The sequence below is a fragment of the Empedobacter stercoris genome (assembly GCF_025244765.1).
In the GTDB taxonomy this organism is placed as follows: domain Bacteria; phylum Bacteroidota; class Bacteroidia; order Flavobacteriales; family Weeksellaceae; genus Empedobacter; species Empedobacter stercoris.
The window spans coordinates 1,454,019-1,476,603 of the sequence record NZ_CP104209.1 but is presented as its reverse complement, the minus strand read 5'-3'; the positions used below and the strand labels follow the sequence as shown (position 1 = coordinate 1,476,603).

The window sequence follows — 22,585 nt, the reverse complement described above, 5'->3', positions numbered from 1 at the left end:
AGAGAAAGAAATTATGTTAGGATTTAAAAACGTAGAAAGAGTAAAACCAACAGGTTTAGATTTAAAAGATCGTTTAGTTGGAGTACAACGTGTTACTAAAGTAACAAAAGGAGGTAGAGCATTTGGTTTCTCTGCAATCGTAGTAGTAGGTGACGGAAACGGAGTAGTAGGTTACGGATTAGGGAAATCTAAAGACGTAGCATCTGCAATCGCTAAAGCTATCGAAGATGCTAAGAAAAACTTAGTACGTATCCCATTATTTAACAATACAATTCCTCACGCTCAAGAAGCTCGTTTCGGTGGTGCACAAGTGTTCATCCGTCCAGCAGCAAAAGGTACAGGAGTAATTGCAGGTGGTACAGTACGTGCGGTATTAGAATCAGTTGGTGTACATGATGTATTATCAAAATCAAAAGGTTCTTCTAACCCTCACAATGCAGTAAAAGCTACATTCAGCGCTTTATTAAGCTTACGTTCTGTAGAAACTATTGCACGTCAAAGAGGTATTTCTGTAACTAAAGTGTTCAACGGATAAAAAAAAGTAAAATGAGCAAAGTAAGAGTAAAACAAACACGTAGTGCAATCAACCGTGATAAATCTCAAAAAGCTACATTAGTTGCTTTAGGTTTAAGAAAGTTGAATCAAGTAGTAGAGCACGAATCAACTCCTCAAATCGAAGGAATGATTCGTAAAATCTCACACTTAGTAGTAGTAGAAAGAGCTTAATCGCTTTAACCTTTTAAAAATTATTAAAAATGAATTTAAGTAATTTAAAACCAGCTGCTGGTTCAGTACAAAATAAATTCCGTAAAGGTAGAGGTGAAGGTAGTGGAAACGGTTTGACTGCAGGTCGTGGACACAAAGGTGCTAAATCTCGTTCTGGTTATTCAAGAAAAATCGGTTTCGAGGGAGGACAAATGCCTTTACAAAGACGTTTACCTAAATTTGGTTTCACAAACATCAACCGTGTTGAGTACACTGGAATCAATTTAGACACAATTCAACAATTAGTTGACAACAATAAAATTACAGATACTTTAAACAAAGAAACATTAGTAGAATTAGGTTTAGCTCACAAAAATGACTTAGTGAAAATTTTAGGTCGTGGAGAGTTAAAAGCTGCTGTTAATGTAACTGCTGATAAATTCTCTCAATCAGCTCAAGAAGCTATTGAGAAAGCAGGAGGTAAAGTAGAATTAGTTAACGCTTAAGAATATATTTTATAGATGAAAGGGTTTATACAGACCATAAAAAATATCTGGAGCATAAAAGAATTGAAGGATAAGTTACTTGTAACTATCCTTCTATTGTTGGTTTATAGATTCGGTTCTCATATTCCACTTCCAGGTGTCGATATTAACGAGGTTAATCGTTTTGTTGCAGACCAAACAAATGCAAATTCAGGAATTTTAGGATTATTAAACTCTTTTACCGGAGGTTCTTTTAGTAGAGCTTCCGTATTTGCGTTAGGGATTATGCCTTATATCTCTGCTTCAATTGTTGTACAATTGATGGGATTAGCAGTACCTTACATCCAAAAACTACAAAAAGAAGGAGAAAGTGGAAGAAATAAAGTAAATCAAATTACAAGGTGGTTAACGATAGGTATATGTTTGGTACAAGCACCAGCATATTTAACGTTAATTACTTCTCAGATTTTACCTTACGATCCAGCTTCGTCATACGCTATTTATGTTATTCCTCCAACAAACTTTTGGTTCTGGTTTCCTTCAACAATCATTTTGATTACGGGGACAGTCTTTGCCATGTGGATGGGAGAAAAAATTACAGACAAAGGTATAGGTAACGGTATTTCAATCTTAATTATGATTGGTATCTTAGCCGATTTACCTAAAGCAGTTTTCAATGCATTTGAAGTTGACGATTCAAATGGTATTTTCTTCTTGATAGAAATGGTAGGGTTAATCCTAGTTATTGCAATGTGTATTATGATTGTAGCAGCTGTGCGTAAAGTACCTGTGCAATATGTAAGAAGAGCGCAAACTTCTAGTAGTTCTTATATGAGATCTGTTACAGATTCTGTACGTTCTTATATTCCTCTAAAAGTAAATGCGGCAGGTGTAATGCCTATTATTTTTGCGCAAGCAATTATGTTTTTACCAGGAACATTAGCAAGTTATTTCTTAGACGAAGGAAGTGCCGTGAAAGCATTTTTTGCAAAAATGGCTGATCCATTTACATGGGAATACAATCTGATCTTCGGATTACTAATTATTATCTTCACATATTTCTATACTGCGATTACAATCCCAGTAAACCAAATGGCTGAAGATCTAAAACGTAACGGAGGAATTATCCCTGGAATACGTCCTGGAAAAGAAACTGCAAATTATTTAGACGAAATTTTATCAAAAATTACGTTACCTGGAGCAATTTTACTAACTTTGCTTGCTGTTTTGCCAGCGATTGTAAAATTATTAGGTGTAGAACAGAGCTTAGCAATGTTCTTTGGAGGTACATCAATGTTAATTATGGTGGGAGTTATCTTAGATACTGTACAACAAATTAATACATATTTATTAAATCACCGTTACGATGGTTTAATGTCTTCAGGTAGAACTTCAAGAGATATCTAATAAGATTTTATTAAAAAGATTTATGGCTAAACAAAAACATATTGAACAAGACGGTACGATTACAGAAGCATTATCTAATGCAATGTTTCGTGTCGAATTAGAAAATGGGCATGTTGTAACATGTAACATATCTGGTAAAATGCGAATGCACTATATCAAATTATTACCAGGTGATAGAGTTAAAATAGAGATGTCTCCTTACGATTTATCAAAAGGTAGAATATCTTATAGATACTAAAAGAAATAATAACGACTGGTGATAGAGTTAATGTAAATACGTTAACTCTATCGGATTATAAATAAATTTACAAAGATGAAAATTAGAGCATCCATTAAAAAGAGAAGTGCTGACTGTAAAATTGTGCGTCGTAAAGGACGTTTGTATGTGATCAACAAAAAGAATCCTAAGTTTAAACAAAGACAAGGTTAATTATTTAGAATTATGGCAAGAATTTCAGGTGTAGATTTACCTAAAAATAAAAGAGGGGTAATCGGACTTACATACATTTACGGGATCGGAAGAAGCAGTGCTTCTAAAATCTTAGCTGAGAACAATATCTCAGAAGATACTAAAGTTAGCGAATGGACTGATGAAGAAATCAACGCAATCCGTGCATCGATCAATGAAACTTTCAAAGTTGAAGGTGAATTAAGATCAGAAATCCAATTAAACATCAAACGTTTAATGGATATCGGATGTCAGAGAGGTATTCGTCACAGATTAGGTTTACCATTACGTGGTCAAAGAACAAAAAATAACTCACGTACAAGAAAAGGTAAAAAGAAAACAGTTGCTAACAAGAAAAAAGCCACTAAATAATAAATAGGATCATGGCAAAAAATCAGAAAGTAGTAAAGAAAAGAAAAGTAGTTATTGAAGCTACTGGACAAGCTCATATTCAAGCATCGTTTAACAACGTTATCGTTACATTAACGAACAAAAACGGTGAAGTTATCTCTTGGTCTTCAGCAGGTAAAATGGGATTCCGTGGATCTAAAAAGAACACGCCTTACGCTGCTCAAGTAGCTGCTCAAGATGCAACAACAGTTGCATACGAAGCAGGATTAAGAAGAGTTAAAGTATTCGTGAAAGGACCAGGTCAAGGTCGTGAATCTGCTATTAGAACAATTCATAACGGTGGTATCGAGGTTTCTGAAATCGTTGATGTTACTCCATTACCACATAATGGATGTCGTCCACCTAAAAAGAGAAGAGTTTAATCATTTTTCTCAATTTAATTATTTAATATATTTAATAGTAACAAATCATGGCAAGATATACAGGACCAAAAACTAAAATTGCAAGAAAATTTGGAGCACCAATTTTCGGAGACGATAAATCTTTTGAGAAAAAGAAATATCCTCCAGGGCAACACGGACCTAACAAAAGAAGAGCTAAAAAATCAGAATACGCTATTCAGTTAACTGAAAAACAAAAAGCGAAATATACTTACGGTATCTTAGAGAAACAATTTGCTAACTTATACAAAAAAGCAAATGCTTCTAAAGGAATTACAGGTGAAGTATTATTACAATTATGTGAATCTCGTTTAGACAACGTAGTATACCGTTTAGGTATTGCAAACTCACGTAGTGCTGCACGTCAATTAGTATCGCACAAACACGTAACTGTAAACGGAGAAATCGTGAACATCCCATCTTATCAATTGAAAGCTGGTGACGTTATCGCTGTTAGAGAAAAATCTAAATCTTTAACTGCAATCACAAACTCTTTACACGCACGTAGCGAGTACGATTGGTTAGTTTGGAATGATGAGCAAAAAGCTGGTACTTTTACAAAAGCTCCAGAAAGAGTTCAAATCCCAGAAGATATCAAAGAGCAATTAATCGTCGAGTTATATTCTAAATAAACCTTAAAATCAGACTAATAAAATGACTATTTTAAATTTCATCAAACCTGACAAAGTAATCTTAGTAGAGTCTGACTCGCAATTCGGACAATTTGAGTTCCGTCCATTAGAGCCAGGATACGGGATTACAGTTGGAAATGCTCTACGTAGAGTTTTACTTTCTTCTTTGGAAGGATATGCCATCACTTCGATCAAAATTGAAGGTGTTGAGCACGAATTTTCAACTATTCCAGGAGTAGTGGAAGATGTTACAGAGATCATTTTAAATCTGAAAAAGGTTCGTTTTAAGAAACAAATTGATGAATCAGATGCTGAAACTGTAACTGCTACTATCTCAGGGCAAGATCAATTAACAGCAGGTGATTTAGGGAAATTTATTTCTGGATTCCAAGTTTTAAACCCTGAATTAGTAATCGCTAACTTAGACGCTAAAGTTAATGTAACTATTACATTTACAATCGAAAAAGGTAGAGGATACGTACCAGCTGATGAGAATAAAAAGGCTTCTGCGCCAATCGGGACTATAGCAATTGATTCTATTTACACTCCTATTAAGAATGTAAAATACGCAATTGAAAACTATCGTGTAGAACAAAAAACAGATTACGAAAAATTAGTTTTCGAAATTACTACAGATGGATCTATAACACCTCAAGATGCTTTAACTGAAGCAGCTAAAATCTTAATTCACCACTTTATGTTGTTCTCAGATGAGAGAATTACATTAGAAGCGGAAGAAGTTGCATCTGGTGAAACTTACGATGAAGAAGCGTTACATATGCGCCAATTATTGAAAACAAAATTGGTAGATATGGATTTATCAGTAAGAGCATTAAATTGTTTAAAAGCAGCTGAAGTTGAAACATTAGGCGAATTAGTTTCTTTCGCTAAGTCTGACTTAATGAAATTCAGAAACTTTGGTAAGAAATCTCTTACAGAGTTAGAAGAATTGGTGGACAGCAAAGGTCTTAACTTTGGAATGGACATCGTAAAATATAAGTTAGACGTAGAATAATTTTATTAAAAAATGAGACACGGAAAAAAATTTAACCATTTAGGTAGAACTGCCTCTCATAGAAGAGCTTTATTATCTAATCTAGCTATAGCGTTGATTACTCACAAGAGAATCAACACAACAGTAGCAAAGGCGAAAGCATTACAAACATATGTTGAGCCTTTATTGACAAAGTCTAAAACAGACGATACGAACAACCGTCGCGTTGTATTTTCATACTTACAAGATAAAGAAGCTGTATCTGAATTATTCAGAACTGTAGCTCCTAAAATTGCTAATCGCCCAGGAGGATACACTCGTATCATCAAAACTGGTTTCCGTTTAGGTGATGGTGCTGATACAGCAATGATCGAGTTAGTAGATTTCAATGATATCTACACTAACACGAAAGTTGAAAAGAAAGCAACTACACGTCGTAGTAGAAAAAGTACGAAAACAGAAGAAGCTGCTCCAGCTGCTGAAACTGAAAGTACAGAAGAAGCATAATCTATTCGATTATAATATGAAAAGCCTCCCAAATTGGGAGGCTTTTTTTATATGGAAGATTAAAAAAATAAGTATATTTTTACTTTAAAATATTATTGTATGAAACAAATCTATACTTTATTAACTTTTTTAAGTTTTATTACTATTTCTCAAGCACAGACTACATTAGGAATGCGATTAGGAGCTAATTTGTCGAATGTTAATTTTTCGGACGATAATGATTTAATAGATTCCAAATTCAAATTTGGTCCTACAGTTGGAGTATATTTTAATATACCAGTTAATAAATCAGTTGCTATTCAACCAGAACTTTTATATTCTTCTCAAGGTTTCAAAACCAAAGAGACTATTCATCTTGATGGTTTAACTTATGAATCGGAAGGTAAATTTAAAACAGATTATATAACTTTACCAGTTCTTGCAAAGTATAAAATAGAAAACGGAATGACGTTCGAAGTTGGTCCTAAACTTTCTTATTTTTATTTAGGAAAATATACACGTCAAATTGATATCAGAAATAACCAAGGAATTATAGAAACAATTTCTGATAATATAGATTTGAAAAATGATACAGATGATTTTAAAGATTTAGATTTCTCTATTGTAGGTGGAATTGGTTATGATTTTAAGTTTGGTGCTTCTATTAATGTACGTTATACGTACGGAATTACAAATTTCAACAAAGCTGATGATTTAAAATCACGAAACAACTATTTTAGTTTGTCAGTTGCAGTACCATTTAATTAAATAAAGAAAAGTCATTCAGTTGAATGGCTTTTTTGTTTTTAAATAGAAAATACTGTAAATATTTATGTATGATAGTTTTAGAATCTTAGTGTTAAAAAATCAACTAAAATCCTTATTTTTGGATTGATTTTGGCAATAAACCAATTATCACATATAAATTTGATATGAAAAAATTACTATTCATGATGGCTGTCGCAATGACAGTAGTTTCATGCAAAAAAGAGGATAAAGTCGTAGGTAAAGATAAAGATGGTAAAGAATTAATTGTAAATGAAAAAGGTGATACTGTTACCAAAGCAGAAACAACAGATTCTTTAGTAGTCGAATCACCTGTAGTTGCAGAAGTTGTAGCTATAGCAAAAGGTGCTGATGACAAATATGCATACAAATATAATTTAGAGATCGGAAAAACGTATCCGATGACATTAGGTATTAAAACAACACATTCAGCTACTGACGGGAAGCAATCTCAGAAAATGTCAAGCGAAAGTAAAAAACAGATTGATTATACCGTAAAAGATTTTAAAAATGGTGTATATACATTAGAAGTAAAATCAAAACAGTATAGCGAAAAAATGACTGATCCATCTGGAAAATCAATTTCGTATGATACAAATGCTGCAAAACCTGCAAATAAAGATATTGCCGTTTCTTGGTCAATCTATAAAGCGATGACGGGAAAAACGTATACAATGAAAGTTGATGAGAAAGGAAAAGTTGTAAGTGTTGATGGATTAGAATCTATCAAAACGTCAATTCTTAATTCTGTAAAATCGCAAGTAAATGCAGAAGAATTTAAATTCTTTACGCAAGTCATCAATAATTCATTAAACAAAGAAGCGATTTCATCTCAATTTGAGGAAACGATGAATATTTTTCCGAATAAAACATTGGCTTTAAAAGAATCTTGGAGTGATAGCCAAAAAATTGATCAAGGTCCAATGAAAGGAAATATTTCGATGAAAAGAACTTTAGCAAGTGTAGAACCTACAAATACGACAATTACGGTGAATGGAACACAGAGTTTGAAAGGTAATGAGTCACAAGAAGGTGTTACAATGTTAGCGAATAGTAGTGCGAATGTCGATGGGAAAATTTTGTTGGACACTAAATCTGGTTGGATCAACAAAGTTAATTTAACGAAAAAGGAAACATTAAAACGTACAGTAGAAGCACAAGGTCAAAAACAAACAATGACGGAATCGGTTACTACTGTCACAACAGTCAACTAAAATGAAAACAATTCTTTGGATTTTAATTTTAAGTATTATTTTCTTATTCATTTTTAGATTTTTAAGAAAAGTATTTGCTGTTAAAAAAGTTTTTCAAGAAGCCATTAATCAGCAAAGAAATGCTTATAATCAAAGTCAAAATTCGAATGATTCGTACAACGAATCGAAACAAAATACGTCTTTCGATAAGCCGAAATACAATATAGACGCCGAAACGGTAGATTACGAAATAATCGAGGAAAAAAAGCATGAAAAATAAAAAGAATTTACTCTACATTCTTATCTCATTGCTACTTTTTGTGGTGATTGCATTGGTGTATTGTGCGCCAGTTTTATCGGGAAAATCTGTTATTCAACCCGATATTATCAATTACAAAGGTAGTGCGCAAGAAATGTTGACTTACCAAGAAAAAACGGGTGAGAATGTCTATTGGTCTGACGCTATGTTTGGTGGTATGCCAACCTATCAAACAGGTGCTAAATATAATTTTGATGTAATCAAAACGATTGATGGATTATTTAGATTTTTACCACGTCCAGCAGACTATATTTTCTTAGTATTTACTGGTTTTTTTATTCTGGGTTTAACTGTTTTTAAGAAGTGGAAATACGCTTTAGTTGGTGCAATTTTCTTTGCATTTGGTTCGTATTATTTCGAATTGATTGCAGCCGGACATAACGGGAAATTACATACAATAGGCTATTTTGCACCTTTAGTTGCTGGTATTCTTTTGTTGTATCGTAAAAAATATATCGCAGGTTTTGTTTTAACGACGCTATTTATGGGCTTGCAATTACAAGCGAACCATATTCAAATGACCTACTATTTGTTTTTGGCGATGTTAGTTTTTGCAATTGTTCAGTTTGTAGACAGTTTCAAGAGAAAAGAATTACCCGATTTCTTCAAATCATCTGCATTGGTTGTTGTAGCGGTTATTATTGCTGCGGGATTAAATGCAAATCGATTATTATCGACATACGAATACAGTAAAGAGACGACGCGTGGAAAATCTGAAATGACGTTGTTGAAAAAGAATTCTAACGGATTAGATCATGATTATATCACACAATGGAGTTATGGTAAATTAGAAACATTAAATCTATTTATTCCAAATTTAATGGGTGGTGGTTCACAAACTGATCCAGAGGATTTACAACATTATATATCCGAATTACAAAATACACAATATAGTTTAGGAGAAGACGAGTTTAATCAACAAGTTTTTCAAGCGGTAGCAAGTCAACCAAGAAGTGCTTATTGGGGAGATCAACCAGGAACCTCTGGTCCAGCGTATCAAGGAGCTGTTGTTGTATTTTTATTTATTATCGGAGTTTTTATGGTTCGTGGAAAATACTCGACCTATAAAAAATGGTTAGTAGGTGCAACGATTTTAAGTTTCATTTTGGCTTGGGGTAAAAACTTACCATTCGTTACCAACTTATTCATCGATTATTTCCCAATGTATGATAAATTCAGAGCAGTTTCTTCCATCTTGGTGATTGCCGAATTTACAATGCCTTTCTTAGCAATTTTGACGCTATATTATTTCTTTAATTCAGATGAATCTGACGACTTCAAAAAGAAAGTACTTTATATAGCTGGTGGTTCTACAATCGGAATTTTGATTATTTTCTTCTTATTTGGTGGAATGATTTTTCCATTTACATCAGAGAATGAAAAGTTCATGACTGAGCAATTAATCGGACAAATTCAACAAGCTAATCCAAATGCAGTTGGACTATGGGATGGCTTAATGAAACGTTTAGATGAAGCATTAATTCAGGATAGAATTTCAATGTTTAAAGCAGATACGTTACGAACACTAATTTTTGTGTTGTGTACAATGGGATTATTGTTAGCTTATTTATTCAAGTTGATCAAAAAACCAATTGTTGTGATATTAACGATAGGTGCTTTGGCATTTATTGATGGATTTACAGTGAACAAAAGATATTTGAACGAAGATAATTTTGTGTCAAAATATATTGTTGACAACCCTTTCCCAACGGAAATGTCACCACGTTTACAAACCGAAGCAGAAAATAACAATAATGTTGCACAAATAGCTTACAAGGTTCCGTTGAATAACTTATTGTCGAATATAGCAAAACAAGATCAATCACATTTCCGTGTGTACAATACGGTTTTGAGTACGTTTAACGAAGCTGGAACTTCATATTTTGTTCCTTCAATTGGTGGTTATCATGCCGCTAAATTAGGGAAATACCAAGACGTTGTAGATATCTATTTTTCGCAAGATCCGCAATTAAAAAAATACGGAATCAAAGATGAAACAGGTTTGATTAATGTATTGAATATGATGAATACGAAATACATTATTCATGGAAGTCCTACAGAACCGCAGGTTCAACAAAATCCAACTGCTTTAGGTAGTGCTTGGTTAGCTTCGAACATCAAATGGACAGATAATGCAAATGACGAAATCTTAGCCATAAATTCTACACCAATTAATAATACAGTTATTTTACGTAAAGATTTGGTTGAGAATAAAAACCTAAATGTTTCAGCTGATGCAAACGCGAAAATTGAATTGGTTGATTATTCACCAATGAAAATTACCTACAAATCGTCTTCTAATACAGATCAAATTGCAGTTTTTTCAGAAGTTTATTATCCACATGGATGGACTGCAACAGTTGATGGAAAGGAAGTTCCGATCGAAAAAGCGAATTACGTATTGCGTGCAGTACCAGTTCAGAAAGGAAATCATACGATTGTCATGGAATTTAAGCCACAAGTTATTTCTACAGGAAATATGATTGTGATAATTTCAAATATCTTACTTCTAATCATTGTGTTGGGAGGTGTTTATTTGGGATATAAAAAATGTTCACCAAAAGAGAATGTAAACTTAGCCACTCAAAAGGCTTAATTTTAGAATGAAAAAAATATTAATCATCACCTATTACTGGCCTCCTGCGGGAGGTCCTGGTGTTCAAAGATGGTTGAAATTCACAAAATATCTTCCTGAATTTGGATATGAAACCTATGTATATATTCCAGAAAATCCTTCTTATCCAATTCTCGACGAAACTTTAGCGAAAGACATTAATCCGAAAGTTAAAATCGTTAAAAACAAAATTTGGGAACCTTATCAGTTGGCTGAAAAACTGAATCCAAAAAATAAAGCTTATAAAGGTGGACATTTCGAGAAAAATGAAAACCAATCTTTTTTGTCGAAATTGTCAGTTTTTGTGCGAGGAAATTTCTTTATTCCTGATGCGCGTAAGTTTTGGGTGAATCCTTCTGCAGAATATTTAAAAGATTTTTTACAAAAAGAAAATATTGACACCATTGTAACTTCTGGTCCGCCTCATAGTTTACATTTGATCGGTTTGAAATTAAAAAAACAATTACCAAATCTTAACTGGTTGGCAGATTTTAGAGATCCTTGGACACAAATTAGTTATCACAAAGAATTGAAATTAACGTCTTGGGCTGCTAAAAAACACGAAGATTTAGAGCGAGAAGTGATGCAAAAAGCCGACGTTGTTTTAGCAACAAGTTATGCAGATGGTGAAAACTTTAAAAAAATTGGAGCAAAGCGAGTAGAAGTGATTACAAATGGTTTTGAAGAAGTAAAACAGCAAATAGAGAAAGAGCATAATCATTTTCATTTGACGTATTCTGGAGGTTTGGAAATGCTTCGAAATCCTGTTGCTTTGTGGAAAGCTTTAGCTGAAATTAGTAACGAAAATCAATCTTTCAGAGAAGATTTTAAACTTAATTTTTATGGTTCTTTAGCTGATGATGTCAAACAATCAATTGTTAAACAAGGTTTACAAACTAATTTAATTGTTCACGGATATGTTTCGCATCAAGAATCGTTGAACGCGATCAATTCAGCAAATATTTTAATTTTGACAAACTTTGATAATGTTGCTTCGAAAGGAATAATTCCTGGTAAATTATTCGAATATATGGCTACTGGAAATCCAATTTTAGCGATTGGACCTGCTGATGCAGATGTCGAAAAAATACTTCATAAAACTAAAGCCGGAAATTATTTTAGTCACGAACAAGTGGCGGAAATGAAAAATTATATTCTCTCGATTTATAATCAATGGTTAAAAAATCCAAACCAAAAATTTGAAACGAACGAAAATGAAGTTCAACAATTCAATCGTAAAAACTTGACTTCTAAATTAGTTGAAGTGGTCAATAGTTTGTAAAGTTGTTAAATTTAAAAAAATAGAAAACCATCTTTTGTATATCATGAAAGATGGTTTTATAATTTATTATCAATTCGAATTAATTTTATATTCTTTTACAATTCTATTATTATTCATTCCTGTTTCAATTTTAATAATAAATTCTGGATATTTAGTTTCATTAATTTCTACTATTTTCGGAAAAATTAGTTCATCTATTTTATATAATTTACTTGTTGTATAATAATCGCCGTCTGGAGATACAGATATTATTAGCGCTTGCAAAACTTCGTCAGTTTCGTTAAAAGAATCAGTAGAAGTTCCTTTAGAATCGTTTATCGAAAAAATATTCAAAAAAAGACTTCTGTTATAAATTTGGTAATTTAGGTAATCTGTTCGGTATATAGTTGCCAATATATAGTTGGAATAAGAATCAGAAATCTCTTTTATTTGTGCAGAACAAATAGAAGAGATTATGATTGTGTATAGAATTAATAACTTCTTCATAAAATCCTCATTGTTTTAATTAATATAAAGATAATCAAAATATTAGGTGCTATCCCTTATAATCCGCTATAATTGGAATGAATTTAATATAAATTATTCGTTTTTAATCACTTAAATTACTCAATGATTTGTTTTCTATTATTATTATTATTATTATTATTATTATTATTATTGATGTAATTAACGTTAAGACAACAATTATAGGTTGCAAACTATAATTGAAAATTAAAAACTAAAAATTACATTAAAATGAAGAAAATGTTATTAGCAAGTGCTTTTGCACTTACCGGAACGTTTGCAATGGCAAATGAAGTAGAGTTTGTAGATGAAGAATATAATAATAGGCAATGTACAGGAGTTAAAAATGATTGTGGAATTGCGCTTATTTATTGTTGGCAAGGAGAACTTGATCCTGATAAATTAAGTAATTTTAGAGATAAAGCTTGTGAAGATATAGAAAATGAGCAAGATGCACCAGAAATTGAAGATTAATTAAATATTAATAATTATAGTATATGACTTAGGAATTTTCTTAAATCATATCTATATAATTTATTCGTAAATGAAGTATTTAAATAAAATAGTATTAGTTATAAGTTTTATACTTATTAGTATAAATGGTTATTCTCAATATGAGTTTACATACTTATATGAATTTAAAAAAGATAGTGTCAGTAAAAAAAAGTATACTGATATTATGAATGTTATCATTGAAGGTGAACAACGGATTTACAGAGGGGAAAATCATATTATTTATGATTCTATAGCTTATACAAAGCGAAAAGTTGATGCAAGTAATATTAGTTCTGTCATGGAACAGACTATGGGTTTAAAAAATAATGTGGAAAATTATACTTTAGAAATTGATTTAGAAAAAGAAATACAAAAGCACTATATCTTTAATTTAGAGTTACCTTTTTATAATGAAGAAAAAATAGAACTACCAATATGGAACATTTCTAATGAAACATCTGAAATTGATGGAAAAAAAGTGACAAAAGCAACAACATTTTTTTTAGGTAGAAATTGGATAGCTTATTATTCAGAAGAATTACCTATTCAGGTTGCACCATACTTATTTTATGGTTTACCTGGAGTTATCATAAAATTAGAAGATGAGAATAGTAATTATAAATTCGAATTAACGAGTTATAAATCAAAAAAAGATTTCATTAATTTAAAAGAAACAACAATATCACAAAGAAGAAGAAATGATTTTGTTAAAATGAATAAAGATGAAGTTTATAACTTTGGTAAATCTTTTCAAGAAAATAAGACTAATATTCTTATGCAGGCAGGTTTGCAACTGACAGAACAAGAGATAAAAGAAAGACAAGAAAGAAATAAAAAAAGAAAGTATATTTATTTAAACCCATCCATACCATTTGTTTTATAATTTTTGAAAACCCAATTAACACTATTATTTGCTTTACTTTCTCACTTTATTTTTGCACAACTTACCATTTCTGGCGTTGTAAAAAATGAAGAGGGGAAACCTGTCTTTGCTATTAATGTAGAATATATTTAATATAAATTATTTGTTTTCTATTATTATTATTATTATTATTATTGATGTAATTAACGTTAAGACAACAATTATAGGTTGCAAACTATAATTGAAAATTAAAAACTAAAAATTACATTAAAATGAAGAAAATTTTATTTGCAAGTGCTTTTGCACTTATCGGAACGTTTGCAATGGCAAATGAAACTAAAAATTCAGAAGTAAAAGAAGAATATAAGTCTGAAAAAGCAGAGGCTTTAGAGATTATATGTATACCTATTGAACTTTCTTGTACAGAAGATTGTTTTAATGTGGATACAGGAATCAATTACACTCCAATTCAGATATTAATGGAATTAGCTGCTCAAGAAGCATATGTTTGTGGTGGTGGATAAAAATGGATAAAACAAGTAAGTAAGGGGACTAAATAAGTTCCCTTTTTTTTAAAAAAAAATTATGAGAAAAAATATTTTAATATTATTAATTAACTTTTGCTGTACTTTAATTTTTGCACAAAATGATAATTTTTTAGTAGAATATAAATATAATTATACAAATGATTCATTAAATAAATCAAATAAAAAAGAAGAAGAAATGGTCATGCGTATTAATGAAAAAGGATTTGTTTTTCTTCCAAAAAATGATTTTAAAAATGATACACTTAAAGGAAATATAAATGATTTAATGGTGGATGGAAAAATTATAATGAAAGATATTTTCGCAAAATACGGAAAGACAGATAATAATATAAGGATGTTCTTTTTAAAAGATAAAAAGATCTACTTGATTCAAACAAATGTAGCATTAACCATGATAGATTTTGAAGATGTTGTACCAAATATTTCTTGGAAATTATTAAAGGAAGAAAAAGAATTAAATGGTTATAAAGTAAAGAAAGCAACTACAAATTTATTTGGTAGAAATTGGGAAGCATGGTACACAGAAGATATTCCAGTTTCTTATGGTCCCTATAAGTTTAATGGTTTACCAGGATTAATTTTAGATATAAAAGATTCTGAAGATTTTTTTCATTTTGAATTTATATCTTTTGCAAAAAGTAAATCATCTATTCCAAAGGCTTTTGATTCTGGAAGAGTAAAAATGACAAGAATAGAATTTATGGATTATATAAAAAAGTATAAAGAAAATCCATTAATTGTTTTAGGAGAAAGTAATAGTGTTGTAAGAGATGATGAAACATTCTTTAAAAGGAAAAAAGCACTTTTAGAATTAAATAATAATTCTATAGAAAGAGGAATACAATTTAACTTAAAGTAATTTTTTGAAAACCCAATTAACACTACTATTTGCTTTACTTTCTCACTTTATTTTTGCACAACTTACCATTTCTGGCGTTGTAAAAAATGAAGAGGGGAAACCTGTTTCTGGTGCTAATGTTACTATTTCGCCAAGCATTTCAGATGAAACATTAGCATATTTTATCACAAAATCTGATGGTAAATATTCTATCAAAATAGATCATCCATCGCACGAAATGTATGAAATAAAAGTTCGTGCGATGAATTATGCGTTTACTTCAGATTTGGTTAACGAATCTTCTACAAATTTTGATTTCACTTTACAAGAAAAAGCAATCGAGCTAAAAGAAGTTAAACTAAAACAATCACCAATTCGAAAAAAAGGCGATACAATTGCATATGATGTCAGTAACTTTAAAGATATCCAAGATCGATCTATTGCAGATGTGATAAAAAAAATGCCTGGAATAGAAATCGAAAATTCTGGTCGAATCTTGTATCAAGGCGAACCAATCAATAAATATTATATTGAAGGAATGGATTTATTGGGCGGAAAATATGCTTTAGCAAACGAAAATCTTTCTGCCGATGCAGTGGATAAAGTGCAAATTTTAGAGAATCATCAACCCATCAAGATTTTAGACAGTTTGGTTTATAGCTCTAAAGCTGCATTAAATATCAAACTAAAAAGCAAAATTACCTATTCTGGTAAAGCAGAAGTTGGTCTTGGCGCTTCGCCTATGTTGTATCAAGCGAATATTACGCCTATGTTGTTCACAAAAAAGCAACAAATGATTGGTTCTTATCAAGGAAATAATCGTGGAAATGATGTTTCTCGACAATTAAGAACATTAAGTTTAGAAGATTTTTTAAATGAATCTGAAAAGTTTTCTAATGAAAGTTGGTTATCTATTGCTGGAGTACAAACACCCAATTTTGATAGCGAACGTTGGTTGGATAATGCTATAAATATTGGCTCTTGGAACCATCTTTTCAAGTTAAAAAAAGAGTTAGATTTACGTATTAATTTGTCTTATCACAACGATTTTCAAAAGCGATTCGGAGAAACAAACACACAATATTTTTTACCAACAGGAGATATATTTCTCAACGAAATCAAACAAAATTATTTGCAAATAGAAAGTCTTAATCTTAAAGCTACATTATCTCAAAATAGTTCGAAAAATTATCTTGAAAATGTCTTAGAGTTTAAAGGTGATTGGAATAGCTCGAGAGGAAATCTCAATCAAAATAATAATTTTATACAACAAAAATTAACTCAACCTAATCGAGAATTTTCAAATCAATTTAGAACCATTCGTAAGATTGGTAAACAATTGATTACTTTAAAGTCTACGTTAGCTTATAAAAATTACAATGAAAATTTAAGCGTTTCTCCGGGAGTTTTTACTGATTTTATTAACAACGGGACTGATTATCAAAATGCATTTCAACAAATTAATTTTGAGAAATTTTCGACAAATAATTTCGCTGAATTTTCAAAAGGAATAAAGGCTTTAACGCTACAATCAAAAATTGGAATTAAATATACCAATCATACAATGAAAAGTGATTTGTTAGCTGATGAACAACTTACAAATTCCACTTTTACTAACAATACACATTGGTCAACCTTTAATCCTTATGTAGAAAATAGATTTTCGTACAAAAAAAATCGACTTAGTTTGTCTTTTGGAATTTCGTTTCAGTGGTATAATTTAGAGAATAATTCTTTTGGAACTAAAAATTCGTACAATCGTTTTTACATCGAACCAAAATTTAACATAGGTTTAGAATTTTCAAAATTCTGGAAAGTTTCAACTTCGCATAATTTTAGCAATGATTTGGGTAGTTTAACACGATTACACGAAGGATTTATTTTGTATCGATACAACTCTATTCAACAAAATGATGGAAATTTCAATGAAGTAAAAAAATGGAATTCGTCTTTACGTTTTGAATATAAAAATCCAATTAAATCAAGGTTTTTTAACTTTGGATATTCATATAGTTGGAACGAAAACAACTTGTTGTATAATTACAAATACAATTCAGACGCAAGTGCCATTTTAGATGTTATCAATCAAAAAAATCATCAACAAACACATTCTGTTAATGCTAAAATAAGTCAATATTTCTCTAAAATTAAAACGACTTTTAATTTAGCTGGAGGTTATAATTTTACGACTTATGATCAATTGTTGAATAATGATTTAGTAGAAATTGACAACACTATTTTAACTTCAAATTTTGATGCTTCTTTCAGATTATTAAGTTGGATGACGTTTGAGTATAAATATGGTGTAACCAATTATAAAAATAAGTTTTCAGAAGAATCAAAATCTCGATCAATAACTAATCAAATTCACCAAATAGGATTACATTTTTTTCCAGCAGATCAACATTATGTAAAGTTTAATTTTGATTTGTATGTCAATGATGATAAAAGATTAAATCCTAATTCAACTTTCGGAGATTTGATGTACCGTTATTCATTAAAAAAGAAAAAAATAGATTTTGAATTGTCTGCTTATAACCTTTTTAATGAGAAATATTTTTCACAAAATAGCTTTTCATCTAATTTCGAACAACGATTTCTATATAAATTGAGACCAACTCAAGTAATGTTTACAACACGATTTAATTTTTAACACTAAAATTTATCAACTCAATAATTTATCATCATTAACTTGTTTAAGTTGATAATATTTAAATAGAAAAATCATCAAACTATATGATTTGTCATACTTTTATTAGTTTATTTTTACCTAAATTTATTTTGAAAAAATATATACCACAAAGAAATGAATGACAATCGTAAGAAAGATGCATTGAATTACCATTCGATGGGTCAACCCGGAAAGATTGCGGTAGTGCCAACAAAACCTACGAACACACAGCGCGATTTATCGCTTGCTTATTCGCCAGGTGTTGCAGAACCATGTTTAGAGATTGAAAAAGATCCAGAAAATGCGTATAAATATACGGCAAAAGGAAATTTGGTTGCTGTCATTAGTAACGGAACAGCCGTTTTAGGTTTAGGAGATATAGGTGCAGTCGCTTCGAAACCTGTGATGGAAGGAAAAGGTCTTTTGTTTAAGATTTTTGCGGATATTGATGTTTTTGATATCGAATTAGATACGAAGAATGTCGATGAATTTATCAATACTGTAAAAGCTTTAGAGCCAACTTTTGGAGGAATTAATCTTGAAGATATTAAAGCGCCAGAATGTTTCGAAATTGAAAAGCGCTTAAAAGCTGAAATGAATATTCCTGTAATGCACGATGATCAACATGGAACAGCCATTATTTCTGGTGCAGCATTAATCAATGCTTGTGAATTACAAGGAAAAGATATTTCTAAAGTTAAAATTGTTGTAAACGGAGCAGGAGCAGCCGCAATTTCTTGTACAGCAATGTACATTTCTGTTGGTGCAAAAAAGGAGAATATTGTGATGTTAGACAGTAAAGGAGTAATCCGTTCTGACCGTGATAATCTTGACGCTTCGAAAGCTGAATGGGCAACAGATCATGATATTTCTACGTTGGCAGATGCAGTAAAAGATGCTGATGTTTTCATCGGTTTATCCGCTGCAGATGTTTTATCTGCTGAAATATTGAATACAATGGCCGAAAATCCAATTGTGTTGGCAATGGCAAATCCAAATCCAGAAATTGCGTACGATTTGGCAATTTCTACTCGACAAGATATTATTATGGGAACAGGTCGTTCAGATTATCCTAATCAGGTGAATAACGTTTTAGGTTTTCCATACATTTTTAGAGGAGCGTTAGATGTTCGTTCGACAACGATTAACGAGGAAATGAAAATTGCGGCTGTTCGTGCGATTGCAGAATTGGCAAAAGAACCAGTTCCTGAAGTTGTGACGCAAGCGTATAATAATCATTCAATCAAATTTGGAAAAGATTACATTATCCCAAAACCAAACGATCCGCGTTTGTTGCCAGAAGTTTCGGCTGCAGTTGCAAAAGCTGCCATAGAAACTGGTGTTGCAAAGAATGAGATAACTGATTTCGAAGCCTATAAATTGTCATTAATGAAGCGAATCGGAAAAGAAAGTACGATTATGCGCAATTTGACACAAACAGCAAAATCAAATCCAAAACGAGTTGTCTTTGCAGAAGGGGATCGTTTCGAGATTCTACGAGCGGCACAAATTGTAAAGGAAGAAAAAATTGCAATTCCAATTATTTTAGGAAAGAAAAATAAAATTCAACAAATGATCAAAGATTATATGTTGGATTTAGAAGATGTGGAAATTGTTGATACAAATGCAGAAGAAGATTCGGATCGTTACAATCAATTTGTAGATTTTATTTACAATAAACGCCAACGAAAAGGTGTCTCTAAATCGGATGCGAAGAAGTTATTGAGAGATCGTAATTATTTTGGATCATGTATGGTTGAGTTTGGGTATGCAGATGCGATGATTTCTGGAATGACCAAAAACTATTCGCAAGCCATTCGCCCAGCTTTAGAATTGATTGGTGCCGAACAAGGACAGAAAGTAGCGAGTATGTATATGATGTTAACCGAAAAAGGTCCAATTTTCTTGGGTGATACAACGGTTAATTTAGATCCAACTTCTGAAGATTTAGTCAATATTACGTTGCAGTTTAATGAAACAATTAAGAAATTTAAAATTGAACCGAAAATTGCATTATTGTCGTATTCTAACTTTGGATCGAACAAAGGAGAAACAGCTTCTAAAGTTCAAAATGCAGTGAATTATTTACATCAAAATCATCCAGATATTTTAGTCGATGGCGATATTCAGGCAAATTTTGCCGTGAACAAAGAGAAGTTACAAAGTAATTTTCCGTTTTCTAAATTAGCAGGAACGTATGCCAATACATTGGTTTTTCCAAATCTTGAATCTGCGAATATTTCGTATAAATTATTACAAGAACTTGGAAAAATAGAAGCAGTTGGTCCTATTTTAATCGGAATGAAAAAACCAATTCATTTATTACAATTAGATAGTACAGTTCGCGAAATTGTGAATATGGTTACCATTGCTGTAATTGATGCGCAACAACATTAATAAAAATAGTATTTCAAATCGAAACTCCTCTCCATTTTGAGAGGAGTTTTTTTTATAAGATAATTAATTCGCAGTTTTATTAAATTTTAATTCATAAAATGATTATCTTGTTAACTTTTAATTAATATAATATGAAAAAATTTTACATTTTATTACTTACAGCCAGTACAATTTCATTTGCACAAACCAATACTTCATTTGAAGCGAAAGAAGGATATGAATTAGGAAGTATTCATGCACAAAATGGTTGGGAAGTTGCCGAAGGAAATGGAGAGCTTTTAAATAATCAACTTGTTTCTGATGAACAAGCGAGTGACGGAATTTATTCTTTTAAAAATGGAGATCAACCAGATTTTGGACCTAAATGGTTTCCTGTAATGGGTGTGACAAAAACGTTTGAAAAACCTGTCGATTATAAGAATTTTACAATTTCTTTTGATGTATTTGTAACAAAACGAAACGGTGCCGATTTCGAATTTAATTTGTATACAATTAATCCAGATACAGATGAATTTTACCCTGTTGCAGGTTTAGGTATGGAAAACAGAGGATATTTGTACATTACAAAGGATATCAATTATGGTTTTGATTACGCTGATGCGGCAGAAGGTTGGTCGATTAATAAATGGAATAATTTTAAAATTGAAGTCACAGAAAATGAAATCAAGTATTACTTGAACGATCAATTAGTTTACACTGGAGATAATTTTACGAAATTAGATGTTCATGGATTTACAATGTTGCATAATAATTACGGAGGTGATGCTTATTACGATAATTTCAAGTTTAGTACAGATGACTTAGCCGTTCATCAAATTGAAGGGAAAGAATTTAAAATTTATCCTAATCCAGTTAAAGATTATTTAACATTTGATGCGAATTTTCATGAGCAGATTTCAAGTGTTGAGGTATCAAATACAATTGGTCAAGTTGTTTTAAAATCAAATCAATCATTAAAAGGATTGAATACATCGTCTTTGAAATCAGGTGTTTATTTTGTGAAAATTAATCTGAAAGATGGAAAAACGATAACAAGAAAAATAATTAAAAAATAAATTTATTTCATAACAAAAAAACTGTCTTGTTGAAGACAGTTTTTTTGTTGTATAATTTTTCAGGTTTATTTCTATAAAGAAGTTTTTAGCCTTTTTTGTTGATATGCATCTCCGAGAACATTAAGTGTTACGCCTAAAATAATCATAAAAATTCCTAAACCTAAACTCCACGAAAAGTTTTCGCCAAATAACAAGACACTCACTCCAACTGCAACTACAGGCTCCGATGCGCCCAGAATAGATGTTGCTGTAGAACCAATCTCTTTAATTGCAAAAATTAAAGCAATACTCGAAATAACAGTTGTAACAAAGGCAAACGTAAAAAAGTTAAACGTTAATTCTAACGAAGGAAGAACAAATGATTCTTTTTGTATAATCATTTTTATAGCGTAATATATCGTTGTAAATAGGAATGAATAAAAGCTAAGTGTAAAACCTTTTATCTCTTTTGCTTTCGATTTGTTGACCGTGACAATGTAAAGTCCATAACCTAAAGCACTGATAAAAACAATGCCTAAACCAATTGGATTTAGTTCGAATTTACCATCTTTAAAACTCAATAAAATGACGCCAGCCAAAACAAATGCAATGGCTACGATAGCAGAAATAGTGAGTTTCTCTTTGAAGAATACAGCCATAATAATGGCGACGATTAGTGGATATACAAATAGTAAAGTAGAGGCAATACCAGCAGATAAATAATCGTAACCTAAAAATAAAGCATCAGCAGAAATTCCGTATAATAACCCAAGAGTGATCAATACAGGAATTTGTTTCAATTCGATTTTGAATGATTTTTTTTTGATTAATAAATAAACTCCAACAATCAACGCTGAGAAAAAGAATCGATAGAATAGAGTGGTGTCTATTGGGAAATTTGCTTGTTTTATAGGTAGGATAAATAGCGGAATTAATCCGTAAGATATGGAAGAAATTAATCCATATGCGTAACCTTTTAATTTCATAAATGTTTAGTTAACATCATTTAGAGTGATTTTTTATTTCGATAGAAATATAAAATTGTATCGAGAACTAAGACGAAAAATCATCTAAGCTCTCGATACAATTTTTTG

The 22,585-nt window shown here is 31.1% G+C and carries 26 protein-coding genes; 24 read left to right on the top strand and 2 right to left on the bottom strand.

Going from position 1 to position 22,585, the window contains the following annotated elements; translation table 11 throughout:
• Positions 1-13 precede the first annotated feature (13 nt).
• The 16 genes from rpsE (at position 14) to NZD85_RS06880 (ending at position 12,142) form a co-directional block, all read left to right on the top strand.
• On the top strand, positions 14-535 hold the full coding sequence (gene rpsE, locus NZD85_RS06955) for a 30S ribosomal protein S5 (protein ID WP_171623150.1): 522 nt from the start codon (positions 14-16) through the stop codon (positions 533-535).
• Between the two features lie 11 nt (positions 536-546).
• Positions 547-726, top strand: coding sequence for a 50S ribosomal protein L30 (rpmD, locus tag NZD85_RS06950; RefSeq protein WP_135835261.1), 180 nt, complete (start codon positions 547-549; stop codon positions 724-726).
• A gap of 29 nt (positions 727-755) precedes the next feature.
• Positions 756-1,211, top strand: coding sequence for a 50S ribosomal protein L15 (gene rplO / locus NZD85_RS06945; RefSeq protein WP_171623151.1), 456 nt, complete (start codon positions 756-758; stop codon positions 1,209-1,211).
• 15 nt (positions 1,212-1,226) lie between these two features.
• Complete coding sequence (gene secY, locus NZD85_RS06940) at positions 1,227-2,597, top strand: preprotein translocase subunit SecY (protein WP_260544478.1); 1,371 nt, start codon at positions 1,227-1,229, stop codon at positions 2,595-2,597.
• Between the two features lie 22 nt (positions 2,598-2,619).
• The gene (gene infA, locus NZD85_RS06935) at positions 2,620-2,835 is read left to right on the top strand and encodes a translation initiation factor IF-1 (RefSeq protein WP_171623153.1); all 216 of its coding nucleotides are present in this window, start codon (positions 2,620-2,622) and stop codon (positions 2,833-2,835) included.
• Between the two features lie 75 nt (positions 2,836-2,910).
• A complete protein-coding gene (ykgO, locus tag NZD85_RS06930; protein ID WP_013598490.1) occupies positions 2,911-3,027 on the top strand; it encodes a type B 50S ribosomal protein L36 in 117 nt (38 codons plus the stop codon).
• A gap of 12 nt (positions 3,028-3,039) precedes the next feature.
• Positions 3,040-3,417, top strand: a complete 378-nt coding sequence (rpsM, locus tag NZD85_RS06925; RefSeq protein WP_038335547.1) for a 30S ribosomal protein S13 — start codon at positions 3,040-3,042, stop codon at positions 3,415-3,417.
• Positions 3,418-3,428: 11 nt separating this feature from the next.
• A complete protein-coding gene (gene rpsK / locus NZD85_RS06920) occupies positions 3,429-3,818 on the top strand; it encodes a 30S ribosomal protein S11 (RefSeq protein WP_019974178.1) in 390 nt (129 codons plus the stop codon).
• Positions 3,819-3,865: 47 nt separating this feature from the next.
• On the top strand, positions 3,866-4,468 hold the full coding sequence (rpsD, locus tag NZD85_RS06915; protein ID WP_171623154.1) for a 30S ribosomal protein S4: 603 nt from the start codon (positions 3,866-3,868) through the stop codon (positions 4,466-4,468).
• 22 nt (positions 4,469-4,490) lie between these two features.
• Complete coding sequence (locus NZD85_RS06910) at positions 4,491-5,483, top strand: DNA-directed RNA polymerase subunit alpha (protein ID WP_171623155.1); 993 nt, start codon at positions 4,491-4,493, stop codon at positions 5,481-5,483.
• A gap of 12 nt (positions 5,484-5,495) precedes the next feature.
• Positions 5,496-5,969, top strand: coding sequence for a 50S ribosomal protein L17 (gene rplQ, locus NZD85_RS06905; RefSeq protein ID WP_260544476.1), 474 nt, complete (start codon positions 5,496-5,498; stop codon positions 5,967-5,969).
• Between the two features lie 99 nt (positions 5,970-6,068).
• Entirely contained in the window at positions 6,069-6,716 is a 648-nt protein-coding gene (locus NZD85_RS06900) for a porin family protein (protein ID WP_260544475.1), read from the top strand.
• Positions 6,717-6,880: 164 nt separating this feature from the next.
• Positions 6,881-7,948 (top strand): DUF6263 family protein, encoded by a 1,068-nt coding sequence (locus NZD85_RS06895; protein ID WP_260544474.1) that lies wholly within the window; start codon positions 6,881-6,883, stop codon positions 7,946-7,948.
• Position 7,949: 1 nt separating this feature from the next.
• Entirely contained in the window at positions 7,950-8,207 is a 258-nt protein-coding gene (locus NZD85_RS06890) for a hypothetical protein (RefSeq protein WP_171623158.1), read from the top strand.
• On the top strand, positions 8,197-10,842 hold the full coding sequence (locus tag NZD85_RS06885; protein WP_260544473.1) for a YfhO family protein: 2,646 nt from the start codon (positions 8,197-8,199) through the stop codon (positions 10,840-10,842). Before NZD85_RS06890 ends, NZD85_RS06885 begins: the two co-directional genes overlap by 11 nt.
• A 7-nt stretch (positions 10,843-10,849) precedes the next feature.
• Positions 10,850-12,142, top strand: coding sequence for a glycosyltransferase (locus NZD85_RS06880; protein WP_260544471.1), 1,293 nt, complete (start codon positions 10,850-10,852; stop codon positions 12,140-12,142).
• Positions 12,143-12,211: 69 nt separating this feature from the next.
• On the opposite strand, the gene NZD85_RS06875 is transcribed toward NZD85_RS06880, so the two are convergent.
• Positions 12,212-12,628, bottom strand: coding sequence for a hypothetical protein (locus tag NZD85_RS06875; protein WP_225541315.1), 417 nt, complete (start codon positions 12,626-12,628; stop codon positions 12,212-12,214).
• 249 nt (positions 12,629-12,877) lie between these two features.
• On the opposite strand from NZD85_RS06875, the gene NZD85_RS06870 reads away from it, so the two are divergent.
• From NZD85_RS06870 to NZD85_RS06835, 8 genes are all read left to right on the top strand, one after another.
• The gene (locus tag NZD85_RS06870; RefSeq protein WP_260544467.1) at positions 12,878-13,120 is read left to right on the top strand and encodes a hypothetical protein; all 243 of its coding nucleotides are present in this window, start codon (positions 12,878-12,880) and stop codon (positions 13,118-13,120) included.
• 70 nt (positions 13,121-13,190) lie between these two features.
• Positions 13,191-14,024, top strand: a complete 834-nt coding sequence (locus tag NZD85_RS06865) for a GLPGLI family protein (RefSeq protein ID WP_225539820.1) — start codon at positions 13,191-13,193, stop codon at positions 14,022-14,024.
• Positions 14,025-14,027: 3 nt separating this feature from the next.
• The gene (locus tag NZD85_RS06860; protein ID WP_260544463.1) at positions 14,028-14,156 is read left to right on the top strand and encodes a hypothetical protein; all 129 of its coding nucleotides are present in this window, start codon (positions 14,028-14,030) and stop codon (positions 14,154-14,156) included.
• 119 nt (positions 14,157-14,275) lie between these two features.
• Positions 14,276-14,527: a hypothetical protein gene (locus NZD85_RS06855; RefSeq protein WP_260544461.1), complete on the top strand. Its 252-nt coding sequence runs from the start codon at positions 14,276-14,278 to the stop codon at positions 14,525-14,527.
• 61 nt (positions 14,528-14,588) lie between these two features.
• On the top strand, positions 14,589-15,410 hold the full coding sequence (locus NZD85_RS06850; RefSeq protein WP_260544459.1) for a GLPGLI family protein: 822 nt from the start codon (positions 14,589-14,591) through the stop codon (positions 15,408-15,410).
• 4 nt (positions 15,411-15,414) lie between these two features.
• Entirely contained in the window at positions 15,415-18,042 is a 2,628-nt protein-coding gene (locus NZD85_RS06845) for a carboxypeptidase regulatory-like domain-containing protein (RefSeq protein ID WP_260544457.1), read from the top strand.
• Positions 18,043-18,195: 153 nt separating this feature from the next.
• Positions 18,196-20,457, top strand: coding sequence for an NADP-dependent malic enzyme (locus NZD85_RS06840; protein ID WP_260544455.1), 2,262 nt, complete (start codon positions 18,196-18,198; stop codon positions 20,455-20,457).
• A 131-nt stretch (positions 20,458-20,588) separates the two neighbouring features.
• On the top strand, positions 20,589-21,512 hold the full coding sequence (locus tag NZD85_RS06835) for a T9SS type A sorting domain-containing protein (RefSeq protein WP_260544453.1): 924 nt from the start codon (positions 20,589-20,591) through the stop codon (positions 21,510-21,512).
• Positions 21,513-21,583: 71 nt separating this feature from the next.
• Here the strand turns inward: NZD85_RS06835 and NZD85_RS06830 are convergent, their stop codons facing one another.
• The gene (locus tag NZD85_RS06830) at positions 21,584-22,477 is read right to left on the bottom strand and encodes a DMT family transporter (protein WP_260544451.1); all 894 of its coding nucleotides are present in this window, start codon (positions 22,475-22,477) and stop codon (positions 21,584-21,586) included.
• Positions 22,478-22,585 lie beyond the last annotated feature (108 nt).

Excerpts from the sequence above, each read along its gene's own strand:
- rpmD (WP_135835261.1), top strand. The coding sequence starts at position 547 with ATGAGCAAAGTAAGAGTAAAACAAACACGTAGTGCAATCAACCGTGAT.
- NZD85_RS06840 (WP_260544455.1), top strand. The coding sequence starts at position 18,196 with ATGAATGACAATCGTAAGAAAGATGCATTGAATTACCATTCGATGGGT.
- ykgO (WP_013598490.1), top strand. The coding sequence starts at position 2,911 with ATGAAAATTAGAGCATCCATTAAAAAGAGAAGTGCTGACTGTAAAATT.
- NZD85_RS06855 (WP_260544461.1), top strand. The coding sequence starts at position 14,276 with ATGAAGAAAATTTTATTTGCAAGTGCTTTTGCACTTATCGGAACGTTT.
- NZD85_RS06865 (WP_225539820.1), top strand. The coding sequence starts at position 13,191 with ATGAAGTATTTAAATAAAATAGTATTAGTTATAAGTTTTATACTTATT.
- NZD85_RS06875 (WP_225541315.1), bottom strand. The coding sequence starts at position 12,628 with ATGAAGAAGTTATTAATTCTATACACAATCATAATCTCTTCTATTTGT.
- rplQ (WP_260544476.1), top strand. The coding sequence starts at position 5,496 with ATGAGACACGGAAAAAAATTTAACCATTTAGGTAGAACTGCCTCTCAT.
- NZD85_RS06830 (WP_260544451.1), bottom strand. The coding sequence starts at position 22,477 with ATGAAATTAAAAGGTTACGCATATGGATTAATTTCTTCCATATCTTAC.
- infA (WP_171623153.1), top strand. The coding sequence starts at position 2,620 with ATGGCTAAACAAAAACATATTGAACAAGACGGTACGATTACAGAAGCA.
- rpsK (WP_019974178.1), top strand. The coding sequence starts at position 3,429 with ATGGCAAAAAATCAGAAAGTAGTAAAGAAAAGAAAAGTAGTTATTGAA.
- rplO (WP_171623151.1), top strand. The coding sequence starts at position 756 with ATGAATTTAAGTAATTTAAAACCAGCTGCTGGTTCAGTACAAAATAAA.
- NZD85_RS06910 (WP_171623155.1), top strand. The coding sequence starts at position 4,491 with ATGACTATTTTAAATTTCATCAAACCTGACAAAGTAATCTTAGTAGAG.
- NZD85_RS06835 (WP_260544453.1), top strand. The coding sequence starts at position 20,589 with ATGAAAAAATTTTACATTTTATTACTTACAGCCAGTACAATTTCATTT.
- rpsE (WP_171623150.1), top strand. The coding sequence starts at position 14 with ATGTTAGGATTTAAAAACGTAGAAAGAGTAAAACCAACAGGTTTAGAT.
- rpsD (WP_171623154.1), top strand. The coding sequence starts at position 3,866 with ATGGCAAGATATACAGGACCAAAAACTAAAATTGCAAGAAAATTTGGA.
- NZD85_RS06885 (WP_260544473.1), top strand. The coding sequence starts at position 8,197 with ATGAAAAATAAAAAGAATTTACTCTACATTCTTATCTCATTGCTACTT.
- NZD85_RS06870 (WP_260544467.1), top strand. The coding sequence starts at position 12,878 with ATGAAGAAAATGTTATTAGCAAGTGCTTTTGCACTTACCGGAACGTTT.
- NZD85_RS06880 (WP_260544471.1), top strand. The coding sequence starts at position 10,850 with ATGAAAAAAATATTAATCATCACCTATTACTGGCCTCCTGCGGGAGGT.
- NZD85_RS06900 (WP_260544475.1), top strand. The coding sequence starts at position 6,069 with ATGAAACAAATCTATACTTTATTAACTTTTTTAAGTTTTATTACTATT.
- NZD85_RS06895 (WP_260544474.1), top strand. The coding sequence starts at position 6,881 with ATGAAAAAATTACTATTCATGATGGCTGTCGCAATGACAGTAGTTTCA.
- NZD85_RS06850 (WP_260544459.1), top strand. The coding sequence starts at position 14,589 with ATGAGAAAAAATATTTTAATATTATTAATTAACTTTTGCTGTACTTTA.
- NZD85_RS06890 (WP_171623158.1), top strand. The coding sequence starts at position 7,950 with ATGAAAACAATTCTTTGGATTTTAATTTTAAGTATTATTTTCTTATTC.
- rpsM (WP_038335547.1), top strand. The coding sequence starts at position 3,040 with ATGGCAAGAATTTCAGGTGTAGATTTACCTAAAAATAAAAGAGGGGTA.
- secY (WP_260544478.1), top strand. The coding sequence starts at position 1,227 with ATGAAAGGGTTTATACAGACCATAAAAAATATCTGGAGCATAAAAGAA.